Origin of the sequence: Mycetocola sp. JXN-3 (assembly GCF_014522285.1) — a bacterium.
GTDB lineage: Bacteria > Actinomycetota > Actinomycetes > Actinomycetales > Microbacteriaceae > Mycetocola > Mycetocola saprophilus.
Window position 1 is genome coordinate 347,950 of record NZ_CP041635.1, and the last position, 13,345, is coordinate 361,294.

A 13,345-nucleotide genomic window follows, 5' to 3' on the forward strand; every position below is an offset into this window, starting at 1 on the left:
TCATCTCCCAGAGGTTGTTTTGGTTTTTTCAGCAGCGGGAACCAGGAATTTTGTCATGCCCAGGCTGGTAAAGAATTTTGTTTTTAGCTCGCTTCCTTTGAACAGTGCGTCAACTCGCTTTACATCGTTGGGATCGCTGATGAGCTTGTAAAGCTTTTTATGAATCTCTTGTAAGGTAGTCGCCGTTGGCTTCGAATCGAGTTGACTAATCCTCGCGTCGAGGCGGAACGTAGTCTGATCTTTTACCTTGAGGTGTGACACGATGTACCCGCTGACGAGGTAGTAACGATCGTTGGTAAAGTTGTCGGATACGGCTTTGCCTTGGTCTGATCTGAGGTAGTTTTCGACTGTTTCGACGAGCTCCAACGATTTTGCATAGAGCGCTTCTGGAACTTCTTCGGCGAACACCTTGGAATACCCAGCCTTCTTGTTAAGCAGTGACGCAGGTCGTGCGCGAGCTGTGTCTGGCTGGAGCAACCGGGTCGCGATGACTGCCTGACCAAGTTCACTGATGCTCTTGATTTTCGATGCGCTCACGTTGCTTCCCCGGAACTGCCAGCGCCGTCGCTCGTAGAACCATCCCTTGGTGAGCAAGTACGCTTCTATGCGCCGTTGTACATCATCATTTGCAAACAGTTGAAGGCTGCTCACGTTGGTCTGGTTGTTTGTCCCAGTCACGATAGATTCGCGTATGGCTGAGTCTTTCTCGGTAACGATTCTTACGAGGACAGTTTCGTTAAGGCGCTTGCGCGTTATCAATCCGGCGATATCTGCCGAGTGAAGAACGTGGCTAGTTTGTAGACCATTCACGATTTGAGGGTTCTTGAGGAGCCAGGTATCGTTCACCGGTTCAGTTGCGGAGTCTGCAAGAATTGTAATTCCGTTATTCATCCACCAGAACGCAGCGAGGCTATCAGCCGAGAGCGTTGACTTGATCGCCGAGTTTACTGGGTTGCGATCTCCTGCGAACTGACGAACATTTACCCCAAAGAATTCATCGCGAAGGACCTTACTTTTTTCTCTTCGCAAGAAGTCAAGGTATTTTTTTATCGTGATCAAGCCGAGAAATGCCTGACTTGATCCTTTGGCTTCTCGGATTGGAGACTTAGTGAAAGTCAAGATCCCGTCGAAATTTCCTTCCTGCTGGATGAGCTCTAGGAGTGATTCCGCACCGAGCGCTTTAACGATGATGCGCGTGCCGTGGGGCATCCGAGCTTGCACTGCTGCTTCGAGGTCTCGTAGAGACCGTTTCATATGCGTATTAAGTGCGCCTTCGGGTGCGTTAGATGCGAGATAGACCGCAATCGATCGTCGAGGATTAAGGGTTATGACCTTACGCTCGATTCGTCGCAAGGCATCGACCTGGTCGATAACATTTTGGTTCAATGGTGTCTCATACAGTTTGGTAAGTGTGTTTGAGCCATTGAGGATGGCGTCAAGCGTCTCGCGCAGTTTCCAAATCGCGGTGTGGTCCCATTTTCCGTCGCTCTTTGACTGGGCAATAACGACATCAAGGGGTACCGCTGATTCAACGCCCTTTGGCGGCCGTGTCGTTCTTATTCCCTGGGTCGATAGAGTTACGGATTCAGTGAGGTTGAGAACGATATGGAATGAATCAATGCCTCCATCGTATTTGCCGTCTACGATGCCTGCAGAGATCTCTGCCTGTTCAACTTTGAAAGGCTTGAGGGTTAGATGGGCGATGAACTGCTCCCATGCTTCAGGTCTTGAGAGACTCGGGAAGTTCTTTTTGTGATATTCCGTGAAGTGATATTCGACAATATCCTGTGTTGAATTCGTAGGCATCCCACAAAGTACCAACCTGAAGTATCGAGACAATGTGCGACGCTCCGAAATGTAAGGTTTTAAGGTGGTGGAGTTCACATATTCGGAAACATCGATCGCTGAACGATTACGTCCGGCAGGCACCTCTGATACGTAACCAGGATGCTCAGTCCAATCCTGGAAAATTCGGAGGTGCTCTTTTGAGGGCAACAAAAAACCCCCACGATCGGCGAGATGTGGGGGTTTTGGTGGCTCCGACCGGCATCGATCCGGTGACCTTTCGATTTTCAGTCGAACGCTCTACCAACTGAGCTACAGAGCCAGGTGGCAAATACTTGCCGCCTGAGATAAAAAACCCTTCCCGATGGGAAGGGTTCTTCACCTTGGCGACCCTGACGGGACTTGAACCCGCGACCTCCGCCGTGACAGGGCGGCACGCTAACCAACTGCGCTACAGGGCCTTACATATTGAATTGTACTGCATTACTTGGTAGTGGTGACCCCAACGGGATTCGAACCCGTGCTACCGCCGTGAAAGGGCGGCGTCCTAGGCCGCTAAACGATGGGGCCGTGAGGTTCGAAGACCTCGGCTACCGAAGTAACAGACCGGAGTTTGGGATGATTTCCTTTCGGATTTCGTTTCCCGCTCTCTTGCCTGAAATCAGTATATGGGCATAATCCTCTCACAGAAAAATCGAGGCCGCCCCGGGCGCGTCCGATTTGAAGAAACCCCCGGTCAATCGGCGTGGCGGGACCGCGGGTTTCGGCGTGGCGGACGCCCGCAAAACCGCGCTTTTTGCCTCGCTGCCGAGCAGTAAACCCGGGGGAATGCCGTCCCTCATATGCGAAACGGCGGCCCGGGAGACCCCGGACCGCCGTTTCGCGGGGGCAATTAGTGCTTGCCCTCGGCCTCAAACGCGGCGAAACCGTCGGTGACGATCTGCTCGGCGGTGGCGGCGTCGGCCCAACCGTCAACCTTGACCCACTTGCCGGGCTCCAGGTCCTTGTAACGGGTGAAGAAGTGCTCGATCTCGTTCTTGGTCTGCTCGTCCACATCCGAGATGTCCTGGATGTGAGCCCAGCGCGGGTCCTTGGCGGGGACAACCAGAACCTTGGCGTCCGAGCCGGCCTCGTCCGACATGTTCAGGACGCCCACCGGGCGAACCTTCACGCCGACGCCCGGGAAGACCGGGTACTCCAGCAGAACCAGGGCGTCAACGGGGTCGCCGTCGAGGCCCAGGGTGTTCTCGAAGTAGCCGTAGTCGGTGGGGTACACGAAGGTGGTGAACAGCACGCGGTCCAGGTAGACGCGACCGGTCTCGTGGTCAACCTCGTACTTGTTGCGGCTGCCCTTGGGGATCTCTACGACGACGTCGTAAGTAGCCATGACTTGTTCTCCTTAGTTAGAACGGATCAGAATCGGGAAAGTCTGTAATAACGTTACTTGATGCCCGAGAACACACAAGCACCCCGTCGCCCAGGTTTGGATACGTCCAGCGCCCGCATTCGTAGCGCCGTCCGTCAGGCCCTCGCAGAACGCGCCAATTCGGCGGATACCACGGGTGACGCGCCGGTATTTGTGGCCCTCTCCGGCGGGCCCGATTCCCTCGCGCTGGCCGATGCGTTGGCGTTTGAGGCACGCTCGGCCGGGATTTCCGCCGGCGCGATCATCGTGGACCACGGCCTGCAGGAGGGGTCGGACCTCGTGGCCGAGCGGACCGCCGCCACCGCCCGCGAGCTGGGCCTGGACCCGGTGATTGTGCGCCGCGTGAGCGTGGGGACCGAGGGTGGTCCCGAAGCTGCCGCCCGCGAGGCCCGCTATGCGGCGCTGTCCGAGGTGGCTCGCGAACACGGATCGGACACCGTGCTGCTCGCCCACACCCGCGATGACCAGGCCGAGACCGTGCTGCTGGGTCTTGCTCGCGGTGCCGGTGCACGCAGCCTCGCCGGCATGGCACCGCGTTCGGGGCTCTATGCGCGTCCGCTACTCGGGATCGACCGGGTCGACACCGTGGGCTCCTGTGCTGCCCGCGGGCTGACTCCCTGGATCGACCCCCATAACTTTGACCCCTCCTATGCACGCGTGCGGGTGCGCGAGACGATCCTGCCGATGCTTGAGGCGGAGCTTGGTCCGGGCATCGCCAAGGCGCTGGCCCGCACCGCCGATCAGGCCCGCGAGGACGCCGACGCGTTTGAGGACATGATCGAGGAGTTCATCGAGGAGATCGTGGAGCACGCCGAGGCCGGCATCGCCGTCTCTGTCCAGGCCCTGGCCGCGAACCCCGCGGCGCTGCGCAACCGGATTATTCGCCTGGTGGCCCAGGGGGAGTTTGGCGTCTCCCTCGAACGCTCCCACACGCTGGAAATCGCCGAACTGGTGACCCGCTGGCGCGGTCAGGGGCCGATCGATGTGCCGGGGATCCGTGTACATCGCGACAACGGCCTGATCGTTTTCACCGCCGCCGGGGCCCTCGACTAGCGCGGGCATGCGGGTGCGCCGAACAAAAGGGCACGGCACACCCGCCAAACCTGCCGCCGGGAGAAAACACGGCGCGCTGGTGGATTTCCCCGATCACCAGGACAACGTAGACTTGGTTCATGGAATCCAGCGACATCCGCAATGATCTGACCGAAATCCTCGTCACCGAGGAACAAATCAACACCAAACTGCGCGAGCTTGCCGCTCAGATCGACGCGGACTACGCCGGAAAGGACCTGCTCCTGGTGGGCGTCCTGAAGGGTGCCGTCATGGTCATGGCAGACCTCTCCCGCGCGCTGACCCAGCACGTGCAGATCGACTGGATGGCCGTATCCTCCTACGGCGCCTCGACCAAGTCGAGCGGCGTCGTGCAGATCCGCAAGGACCTCGACACCGACATCGCCGGCCGCCACGTGCTGATCGTCGAGGACATCATCGACTCGGGTCTGACCCTCTCCTGGCTGCTGGATAACTTCGCCGCCCGCGGTGCCGCCTCGATCGAGGTCTGCGCCCTGCTGCGCAAGCCCGAGGCCGCCAAGGTCGAGATTGACTGCCGCTACGTCGGCTTCGACATCCCCAACGACTTCGTGGTGGGCTACGGTCTGGACTTCGCCGAGCGCTACCGCAACCTGCGTGACGTGGCCGTGCTGGCCCCCCACGTGTACGCCTAATATTCATATTTGACGCCGACCCCGCGAGGTTTCCTCGCGGGGTCTCCTCATATCCTCCGAGCAGCCCGAACGCAAGCTGTGAACACGCATGGGTTCATCCCACGGCGAACATGGGGCGGACTTTCGCCCCTAGCGGCTACCCTAATCAGTACGGGCCTCCTCGACCCGTCCTTGCCTCACCCGCAGAAAGGTCCGAGCGTCCGCTCGCACGCACATGAAACCCAATCGCCTTTTCAAGGGCCCGCTGCCCTACATCATCGTCGCAATTGTTGTCTTTCTGATTGGTTTTAACCTGATCGCGGGGCTGAACGGATTCCGTGAGATCAACACGGACCAGGGCATCTCGCTGATCAAGGACGGCAAGGTCAAGGAGGTCACCCTGACCGCCGGTGAGAACCGGGCCGACCTGGTGCTGAAGGACGACTTCAAGGACTTCGGCAAGCGGGTGCAGTTCAACTTCCTCGACGCGCGTGCGGACGATGTGATCACCGCCGTCAACGAGGCCAAGCCCGCCGACGGCTTCACCGATAAGGTGCCCCAGCCCAGCTGGATCGGCTCGCTGCTGCAGTTCCTGATCCCGTTCCTGATCATCGGTGTGGTCTTCTGGTTCCTGCTGTCAAACATGCAGGGTGGCGGCAACAAGCTGATGTCCTTCGGTAAGTCGAAGGCCAAGCTGGTGTCCAAGGAGTCCCCGCAGGTCACCTTTGCGGATGTGGCCGGAAGCGACGAGGCGCTTGAGGAGCTCAACGAGATCAAGGAGTTCCTGAAGGAGCCCGCCAAGTTCCAGGCCGTCGGCGCGCGCATCCCCAAGGGTGTGCTGCTGTACGGTCCTCCCGGAACCGGTAAGACCCTGCTCGCCCGCGCCGTTGCCGGTGAGGCCGGCGTCCCCTTCTACTCGATCTCCGGTTCGGACTTCGTGGAGATGTTTGTGGGTGTGGGTGCCAGCCGTGTGCGTGACCTGTTCCAACAGGCCAAGGAAAACTCCCCGGCCATCATCTTTGTGGACGAGATCGACGCCGTCGGTCGCCACCGTGGCGCGGGAATGGGTGGCGGTCACGATGAGCGTGAGCAGACCCTGAACCAGCTCCTGGTGGAGATGGACGGCTTCGACCCCAAGACCAATGTGATCCTGATCGCGGCCACCAACCGTCCCGACATCCTGGACCCCGCGCTGCTGCGTCCGGGCCGGTTCGACCGTCAGATCGGCGTGGATGCGCCCGATCTGCCCGGCCGTCGCAAGATCCTCGAGGTCCACGGAAAGGGCAAGCCGCTCTCCAAGAACGTCGACCTTGAGGTTGTCGCCCGCAAGACCCCCGGGTTCACCGGTGCCGACCTGGCCAACGTCCTCAACGAGGCCGCCCTGCTGACCGCGCGCTCCAACGCGCAGCTGATCGACAACCGTGCGCTGGACGAGGCCATCGACCGCGTAATCGCCGGTCCGCAGCGCCGTACTCGCGTCATGAACGACCGTGAGAAGCTCATCACCGCCTACCACGAGGGTGGTCACGCCCTCGCCGCCGCCTCGATGCGGAACTCCGACCCGGTGACCAAGGTCACCATCCTCCCGCGTGGGCGCGCCCTCGGTTACACGATGGTGCTGCCGCTGGAGGACAAGTACTCGGTGACCCGTAACGAGCTGCTGGACCAGCTGACCTATGCGATGGGTGGCCGTGTGGCCGAGGAGATCGTGTTCCACGACCCCACCACCGGTGCCTCAAACGACATCGAGAAGGCCACCTCGATCGCCCGCAAGATGGTGACCGAGTACGGCATGAGTGCCGGTATCGGTGCGGTCAAGCTGGGTGCCTCGAGCGGGGAGATGTTCCTCGGCCGCGACATGGGGTCCCAGCGCGACTACTCGGAGCGGATCGCCCAGCAGGTCGATGACCAGGTGCGCGCGCTGATCGAGCAGGCCCATGATGAGGCCTGGAAGATGCTCAACGCCAACCGCGACGTGCTCGACCGTCTGGCTCGCGAGCTGCTGGAGAAGGAAACCCTGGATCACAACCAGCTGGCCGAGATCTTCAAGGACATCAAGAAGCTGGACGAGCGCCCGCAGTGGCTCTCCAGCGTCGACCGTCCGGTGAGCGACCTGCCCCCGATCGAGATGCCGATCACCTCGGTGCCGATCCAGCCCGAGCTGACCGATGGGGCCGTGGCCTCGGCCACCATGGAGCCCACCGAGGACCCGGCCGCCGAGACCGGTACCGCGGCCGACGCCGCAGCCCCCGAGGCTCCCGCCGCCGAGGCTCCCGCCGAGGCTCCCGTCGCCGAGGCTCCCGCCGCGGATGCAACCGAGGAGAAGCCCGCTCAGGCAGACCAGAAGCCGACCGACACAACCCCGGAGTCCTAGCCGCATGGCAGTGGATCGCGAACGCGTGATGCGGGCGGTGTCCGAACTGATCGAAGCGATCGGGGAGGACCCCGCCCGTCCGGGCATGCAGGACACCCCGCGTCGGGTGGCCGAGGCCTACGCCGAGTACTTCTCCGGAATCGGCGTGGATGCCCGCGCCCTGCTGAACAATACGGTGCCGCTGGATTCCGCGGCCGATGAGCATGAAACCTCGGGACCGGGGGAGATCGTGCTGCTGCGCGATATCGAGTTCCGCTCGATCTGCGAGCACCACCTGCTGCCCTTTATCGGGGTTGCCCACGTGGCCTACCTGCCCGGCGAGAAGGTGGTGGGCCTCGGCGCGCTGCCGCGAGTTGTCGACACCCTGGCGTCGCGCCCGCAGCTGCAGGAACGCCTGACCGACGAGATCGCCGACACCCTCTTCACGGGTCTGGACGCCCGCGGGGCGCTGGTGGTCATGGAGGCCAAGCACGGCTGCGTGTCCGCCCGCGGACCGCGCCAGGTGGCCTCCAGCACGGTCACCATGGCCAGCCGCGGCGAGCTGTCCGACCCACTGCGTCGGGGGGAAATTTTCGCCCTGATCGGTGGGACCCATGACCGCTAGGCCACTGATGGTAGTGGATGGTGGTTCGGTGACCACGAGGCCGCAGATGGTTGGGAATGGTGGGCTCTGTGTCCGCTAGGCCGCTGATCATGGGGGTGCTGAACGTCACCCCCGACTCCTTCTCCGACGGAGGCCACTATCTGGCTCCCGAGGATGCCATTGCCCGCGGCCGAGCCCTCGTCGAGGCCGGGGCGGGCATCGTGGATGTGGGTGGGGAGTCCACCCGTCCCGGTGCCGAGATTGTCGGGGTCACCGAGGAGATTGCCCGGGTACGACCGGCGCTGGAGGCGCTCAACGCCGCGGGGATCACCACCTCGATCGACACGATGAACGCCGAGACCGCGCGGGTGGCTCTCGCCGCGGGCACGCTGTACGTCAACGACGTCTCGGGCGGCCAGGCCGACCCCGAGCTGCTCCGGGTGGTGGCCGCCTCGGAGACCGCGATTCTGATCGCCGGCCACTGGCGTGGTCGACTCGACGCGGGCGACAGCCTGGCCCACTATGCCGATCCGGTGAGCGAGGTTGTGGAGGAACTCTCGCGAATCGTTGCCGGTGCCCGGGCCGCGGGGATTCCCGACGAGCGCATCATCCTGGATCCGGGTCTCGGGTTTTCCAAGACCGGCGCTCATAACTGGGCGATCCTGCGGGGACTTGACCGACTGACCGCGCTGGGATTCCCGCTGCTGATCGGGGCCAGCCGCAAGCGTTTCCTCGGCGAGATGCTTCCCGCCGATGCCGAGGTGTCCGAGCGGGATCTACCCACGGCCGTCCTGACCGCGCTGATCGCCGACGCCGGCATCTGGGGGGTGCGCGTCCACGAACCCCGGGCGAGCGCCCGCGCGCTCGACGTGTGGGAGCAGCTGCGCTCGTAGCGCGCCGCGGTCTGGACCGCACACCGCACCCCGGGCGCCGCGCCCGGGCGTTGGAGCCGGAGCCGCCGTTCGTGTGGCGGGGCCGAACCCGCGCCCGTAGACTAGCCCCGTGGCTGCCAACGACTTCATTACCCTGACCGGGCTGCGTGTACGCGCGCACCACGGCGTCTTCGACTTTGAGCGCGAACAGGGCCAGGACTTTCTGATCGATCTGGTGGTCTGGCTCGACCTGCATCCGGCCGCCGCCGGGGACGATCTGGCCGCCACCGTTCACTATGGCGAGCTCGCCGAGGCCGTGGTTGCCGCCGTGGCCGCCAACCCGGTGGACCTGATCGAAACCGTGGCCGAGCGGGTCGCCGCGGTTGCCCTGAGCTTCCCCGCCGCCGAGCGTGTCCGCGCCACCGTGCACAAGCCCGACGCCCCGATCTCGGTGCCGTTTGGCGACGTGGCCGTGACGATTGAGCGCACCCGATGACCCCGCTCCCCGGCGGGCGCATCGCCCCGCCCACGCGCAATACCCAGGCGAAACTCGAGCGGCTCGCCCGCGATGAGGCGCGCGCATCCGAGGCCCCGCGGCACTCCGTATCGGCGATCCTCGCGCTCGGAGCCAATCTCGGAGACCGCGCCGAAACCCTCGACGCGGCGGTCCGCGACCTGGCCGATGTGCCCGGGATCCTCGAGGTCACCCTGTCCCCGGTGGTCGATTCGGTGGCGGTGAAACTCGACGGACCCGATCCCGATGCGCCGGGATACCTGAACGCCGTCGCCCGCGTGCGCACCACGCTCAGCCCGCGCGACCTGCTGGCTGCCGGTGCCGAGATCGAGCGTGCCCACGGCCGCGAGCGTCTGGAACGATGGGGCGATCGCACGCTGGACATCGACATCATCACCTACGGCGATCTGGAAATCGAGACGCCCACCCTGACCATCCCGCACCCGCGCGCGGTGGAGCGAGACTTTGTGCTGGGCCCGTGGTGGGCGCTGGATCCCGACGCCGTCCTGCCCGGGGCCGGCCCGGTAGCCGATCTGCTGCGTGCGTTGAAAACCATCCCGACCGAAACGGAGCTGCCGTGAAGCGCACCTCCTACGGGGTCCTGATTGGGCTTCTCGCCGTCGGTGCCGCGGTGGGCGCGCTGACAAATATGACCCTCGCCGGGCTCGGCCGTCCACTGCTGACGCCCGCGCTGTCGCTTCCGATCACGCTGCTGCTGATCGCCGGGGTGACCGTATTCCTGGCGGCTTGGATCTATCGCGCGATCCGGGCGACCCCGCGCCGCCGGGTCGACTCGTTCTACGCGATGCGGATCCTGGTCCTGGCCAAGGCGGAGGCCGTGACCGGTGCCCTGCTTGGCGGCGTGGGATTGGGACTGATCGGATTTCTCCTCAGCCGCGCGGTGAGCCCCGCGCTAAACTCGTGGGTACCCCTGGTGATCGCCACCGTGGGCGCCCTGATCCTGTGCGCGGGCGGCCTCATCGCCGAATACCTGTGCACCCTGCCGGAGGATACCGACGATGACCTACCCGGAGCAGCCCCCGCGTCTTCCTGATGTGCCGAGCGAGCCTGTCGCTAGTGGTCCCGAGCTGAGGTCACTGGAGCTCGACTATCCGCGCGATCAGTGGCAGCGGATTTCGCCGAAGTTTGCGGTGATCGAACAGATCGGGAACACCGTCACGATGATCGTGGTCGCCGCGGTGGCCGCCCTGATCTGGTGGCTGAACGAGTCGATCTGGCCCCTGCTGGCCGGCGGTGCGATCCTGATCGTGCTCATTATTACCGCGATCCTGATTCCTCGTCGGGCCCGCTCGATCGGCTACCTGCTGCGCGAGGATGACCTGCTGTTTCGCCGCGGGATCATGTGGCAGCGGTTTGTTGCGGTGCCTTACGGTCGGATGCAGCTGGTCGATATCAACCGGGGGCCGATTGCCCGTGCGTTCGGCCTGGCCGAGCTGAAGTTTGTCACCGCGGCGGTGGGCACCAACGTGATCATCCCCGGGATGCCCCTGGCGGAGGCCGAGCAGCTGCGTGACCACCTGGTGGCCGTCGCCGAGAGTCGTCGGAGCGGGCTGTGAGCGGCGAGTTTGAGCCGATCCCGCCGCCTACTCCGGCAACCGCTCCCGCCGCGACGCCGCGCACAGTCGCGGACCTGACCGACGGCGAGTGGCACCGGATGCACCCGGCGACCCCGCTGCTGCGCGGAGGGGTCGCGTTCATCGTGATCTTCGGCATCGTTGTATCGAATTTCCGCGAGCGACTGGTGGCCTTTTTTGTCCCGGTGCTCAACGGTCCCGAACAGTACGATCCGGTCACCGCGATCCTCAACTCACCCAATATTCTGCTGATTCTTGGCGGGGTGCTGGCCGTGCTGGTGCTGATGATCGTGTTCTTCTATATTTCCTGGCGGATGGCGACCTTCCGAATCGGAGCCGACGCGGTGGAGATCCGCAGCGGCATCCTGTTCCGGCGGCACCGTCGGGCCCAGTTGGATCGGATCCAGTCGGTCAATATCGCCCGGCCGCTGTTCGCCCGGATTTTTGGGGCGGCCAAGCTTGAGGTATCGGTGGCCGGAGACGGTGCCAACGTCAACCTGGAGTACCTGCACGCCCGAGATGCCGAGCCGCTGCGTGCGGCCCTGCTCACCCTCGCCTCGGGAAAGCAGCACCGTCCGGCAGCCCCGGCCCCGGCTACGCAAACCGCCGGCGAGGGCACGCCCAGCACCGCCTCGAAGCTCGAAAACCTGGTGACCGATCGCGCACGTGATCTGCTCGGACCCGAGCTGGATCTTGCCGCCCACCAGGTCACCGCGGTGGTTCGGGTGTCCCCGCTGCGCCTGATCGTCTCGACCGTGGTGAGCCTGTCCACCGTGCTGTTGATCGTGATGGTCGTGGTGGTCACGGTCATGGTCACCCGGGGAATCTACTGGTCGCTGTTTGCGCTGCTGCCGGCGATCCTCGGTGTGGTCTCCTATTACTGGTCGCGGATCTCCAAGTCCATGCGCTACTCGGTGGCGAGCACCTCCGCGGGCATGCGGATCGGTGCCGGTCTGCTCTCCACCACCAACGACACCGTTCCGCCCGGCCGGGTGCACGCGGTGCGGGTGACCCAGCCGCTGCTGTGGCGTCCGTTTGGGTGGTGGCGGGTTCAGATCAACAGGGCCGGCACCTCGGCGCTGAACGCCGCCGACTCGGCCACCACCGCGCTGCCGGTGGGGCGGCTCGATGATGCGGCGGCCGTGGTGGGCCTGCTGCTCAACCAGCCGTTCTATCAGCCCGTGCGCGAGCTGCTGGATGATGCGCTGAACTCCCGGAATCCGCGTGGGTTTGTGGGGAACCCGCGGCGCGCGGCGTGGGTGGATCCCTTCGCCTGGCGACGCACCGGCTACACGCTGACCGGGGATCTGCTGATCTTCCGTCGCGGGGTGATCTGGCGTCACCTGGATCTCATTCCGCTGGCCCGCCTACAGAGTCTCAACACCACGCAGGGGCCGATCGAGCGCCAGCTGCGAATCGCCAGCGTGACCGCCCATACGGTGCTCGGTCCGGTTGTGGCGACCCTGCCGCATATGTCCACCCGGGACGGTGTGGACCTGTTTGAGAAGGTTTCGGCCGCGGTGGTTGTCGCCATCGGGGCCGATACCTCGCACCGCTGGGCGCAGACGCGCGCCTCGGCACCGGTGCCCGGGGCCCCGCGGATCGACCTGGGACGCTGGGAACCGAGCAGCGAACGCGAGGCCGAGCTGGTGGCCGAGAACGCGCAGCGCTATCCGGTGGCGGGCGTTGCCGAGAATATTGAATTAGGCCCGAACCTCGGGCCGCAGGAGGAAAAGTAGTGAGTGGTCGGGCCGGACGTTTGGGTGTCGGAATCATCGGAGCCGGGCGGGTGGGGCCGGTCCTCGGGGCGGCGCTGGCCGGTGCCGGGCACGCGGTAATCGGGATCTCGGCGATCTCCGAAGCCAGCCGGGATCGGGCCGAGGCCATTCTGCCCGGCGTGCCGATCCTGGGGATTCCCGAGATCATCGAGCGCAGCGAGCTGGTCATCCTGGCGGTGCCCACCGCCGAGCTTGCCGCGCTGGTTGAGGGGTTGGCCGAGGCCGGCACCTGGCAGCCGGGTCAGATTGTGCTGCATACGGCCGCCGAGTTTGGGACCGCGGTGCTCGCCCCGGCGGCATCCCGCGGGGTGATCCCGCTCGCACTGCACCCGGCGCTCGCCTTCACCGGCACCAGCATGGACCTGGCCCGGCTGGCCGAAAGCTATGTGGCGGTCACCGCCCCGGCACCGGTCCAGCCGATCGGGCAGGCCCTGGTGGTGGAGATGGGGGCCGAGCCGGTGATCGTCGCCGAGGACGACCGCCCGGCCTATGCCGAGGCCATCACCACGGCCACCGCGTTCTCCCGCTCGATCGTGACCCAGGCGACCTCTATCCTCGCGGACATCGGGGTCGAGCATCCCGGCGGATTCCTCTCCTCGCTGGTGCGCAGCGCGGTGGATCAGGCGCTGCGGGAAACCACCCGCCAGCCCGAACCCGATTCGCTGATCTAGGCGACGGCGCGCGGCCGCGTCGGTCCGGGCTAAACTGGGGTGCG

The 13,345-nt window shown here is 64.3% G+C and carries 13 protein-coding genes and 3 tRNA genes; 11 read left to right on the forward strand and 5 right to left on the reverse strand.

Annotated features, from left to right (window positions below):
• The 5 genes from C7C57_RS01685 to C7C57_RS01705 form a co-directional block, all read right to left on the reverse strand.
• Nucleotides 1-1,929: an AIPR family protein gene (locus C7C57_RS01685; RefSeq protein ID WP_187977364.1), complete on the reverse strand. Its 1,929-nt coding sequence runs from the start codon at nucleotides 1,927-1,929 to the stop codon at nucleotides 1-3.
• Between the two features lie 102 nt (nucleotides 1,930-2,031).
• Nucleotides 2,032-2,107: transfer RNA gene (locus C7C57_RS01690), tRNA-Phe, on the reverse strand.
• A gap of 62 nt (nucleotides 2,108-2,169) precedes the next feature.
• Nucleotides 2,170-2,246, reverse strand: a tRNA-Asp gene (locus C7C57_RS01695).
• Between the two features lie 33 nt (nucleotides 2,247-2,279).
• A tRNA-Glu gene (locus C7C57_RS01700) sits at nucleotides 2,280-2,355 on the reverse strand.
• Between the two features lie 322 nt (nucleotides 2,356-2,677).
• A complete protein-coding gene (locus C7C57_RS01705) occupies nucleotides 2,678-3,172 on the reverse strand; it encodes an inorganic diphosphatase (RefSeq protein WP_030147921.1) in 495 nt (164 codons plus the stop codon).
• 60 nt (nucleotides 3,173-3,232) lie between these two features.
• Here C7C57_RS01705 and tilS point away from each other — a divergent pair, with 60 nt between their 5' ends.
• The 11 genes from tilS (at nucleotide 3,233) to C7C57_RS01760 (ending at nucleotide 13,301) form a co-directional block, all read left to right on the forward strand.
• Nucleotides 3,233-4,264 carry a tRNA lysidine(34) synthetase TilS gene (gene tilS, locus C7C57_RS01710; protein ID WP_187977365.1) on the forward strand — a complete coding sequence of 344 codons (1,032 nt, stop codon included), beginning with the start codon at nucleotides 3,233-3,235 and terminating at the stop codon, nucleotides 4,262-4,264.
• 119 nt (nucleotides 4,265-4,383) lie between these two features.
• The gene (gene hpt, locus C7C57_RS01715; protein ID WP_030147923.1) at nucleotides 4,384-4,935 is read left to right on the forward strand and encodes a hypoxanthine phosphoribosyltransferase; all 552 of its coding nucleotides are present in this window, start codon (nucleotides 4,384-4,386) and stop codon (nucleotides 4,933-4,935) included.
• A 214-nt stretch (nucleotides 4,936-5,149) separates the two neighbouring features.
• Nucleotides 5,150-7,288, forward strand: a complete 2,139-nt coding sequence (gene ftsH, locus C7C57_RS01720; RefSeq protein ID WP_187977366.1) for an ATP-dependent zinc metalloprotease FtsH — start codon at nucleotides 5,150-5,152, stop codon at nucleotides 7,286-7,288.
• A gap of 4 nt (nucleotides 7,289-7,292) precedes the next feature.
• The gene (folE, locus tag C7C57_RS01725) at nucleotides 7,293-7,892 is read left to right on the forward strand and encodes a GTP cyclohydrolase I (RefSeq protein ID WP_187977367.1); all 600 of its coding nucleotides are present in this window, start codon (nucleotides 7,293-7,295) and stop codon (nucleotides 7,890-7,892) included.
• A 68-nt stretch (nucleotides 7,893-7,960) separates the two neighbouring features.
• A complete protein-coding gene (folP, locus tag C7C57_RS01730; RefSeq protein ID WP_255505747.1) occupies nucleotides 7,961-8,764 on the forward strand; it encodes a dihydropteroate synthase in 804 nt (267 codons plus the stop codon).
• Between the two features lie 109 nt (nucleotides 8,765-8,873).
• Entirely contained in the window at nucleotides 8,874-9,239 is a 366-nt protein-coding gene (gene folB / locus C7C57_RS01735) for a dihydroneopterin aldolase (RefSeq protein WP_030147927.1), read from the forward strand.
• Nucleotides 9,236-9,838, forward strand: a complete 603-nt coding sequence (folK, locus tag C7C57_RS01740) for a 2-amino-4-hydroxy-6-hydroxymethyldihydropteridine diphosphokinase (protein WP_187977368.1) — start codon at nucleotides 9,236-9,238, stop codon at nucleotides 9,836-9,838. Before folB ends, folK begins: the two co-directional genes overlap by 4 nt.
• The gene (locus C7C57_RS01745; RefSeq protein ID WP_187977369.1) at nucleotides 9,835-10,311 is read left to right on the forward strand and encodes a DUF3180 family protein; all 477 of its coding nucleotides are present in this window, start codon (nucleotides 9,835-9,837) and stop codon (nucleotides 10,309-10,311) included. Before folK ends, C7C57_RS01745 begins: the two co-directional genes overlap by 4 nt.
• Complete coding sequence (locus C7C57_RS01750; RefSeq protein ID WP_187977370.1) at nucleotides 10,277-10,834, forward strand: PH domain-containing protein; 558 nt, start codon at nucleotides 10,277-10,279, stop codon at nucleotides 10,832-10,834. Before C7C57_RS01745 ends, C7C57_RS01750 begins: the two co-directional genes overlap by 35 nt.
• The gene (locus C7C57_RS01755) at nucleotides 10,831-12,591 is read left to right on the forward strand and encodes a PH domain-containing protein (protein WP_187977371.1); all 1,761 of its coding nucleotides are present in this window, start codon (nucleotides 10,831-10,833) and stop codon (nucleotides 12,589-12,591) included. Before C7C57_RS01750 ends, C7C57_RS01755 begins: the two co-directional genes overlap by 4 nt.
• Nucleotides 12,591-13,301, forward strand: a complete 711-nt coding sequence (locus C7C57_RS01760; RefSeq protein WP_187977372.1) for a Rossmann-like and DUF2520 domain-containing protein — start codon at nucleotides 12,591-12,593, stop codon at nucleotides 13,299-13,301. The genes C7C57_RS01755 and C7C57_RS01760 overlap by 1 nt, the downstream gene beginning before the upstream one ends.
• Nucleotides 13,302-13,345: the final 44 nt, after the last annotated feature.

What these genes read in the sequence shown, in the direction of transcription:
- C7C57_RS01705 (WP_030147921.1), bottom strand. Translation starts at nt 3,172, where the DNA reads ATGGCTACTTACGACGTCGTCGTAGAGATCCCCAAGGGCAGCCGCAAC.
- tilS (WP_187977365.1), top strand. Translation starts at nt 3,233, where the DNA reads ATGCCCGAGAACACACAAGCACCCCGTCGCCCAGGTTTGGATACGTCC.
- hpt (WP_030147923.1), top strand. Translation starts at nt 4,384, where the DNA reads ATGGAATCCAGCGACATCCGCAATGATCTGACCGAAATCCTCGTCACC.
- ftsH (WP_187977366.1), top strand. Translation starts at nt 5,150, where the DNA reads ATGAAACCCAATCGCCTTTTCAAGGGCCCGCTGCCCTACATCATCGTC.
- folE (WP_187977367.1), top strand. Translation starts at nt 7,293, where the DNA reads ATGGCAGTGGATCGCGAACGCGTGATGCGGGCGGTGTCCGAACTGATC.
- folK (WP_187977368.1), top strand. Translation starts at nt 9,236, where the DNA reads ATGACCCCGCTCCCCGGCGGGCGCATCGCCCCGCCCACGCGCAATACC.
- C7C57_RS01750 (WP_187977370.1), top strand. Translation starts at nt 10,277, where the DNA reads ATGACCTACCCGGAGCAGCCCCCGCGTCTTCCTGATGTGCCGAGCGAG.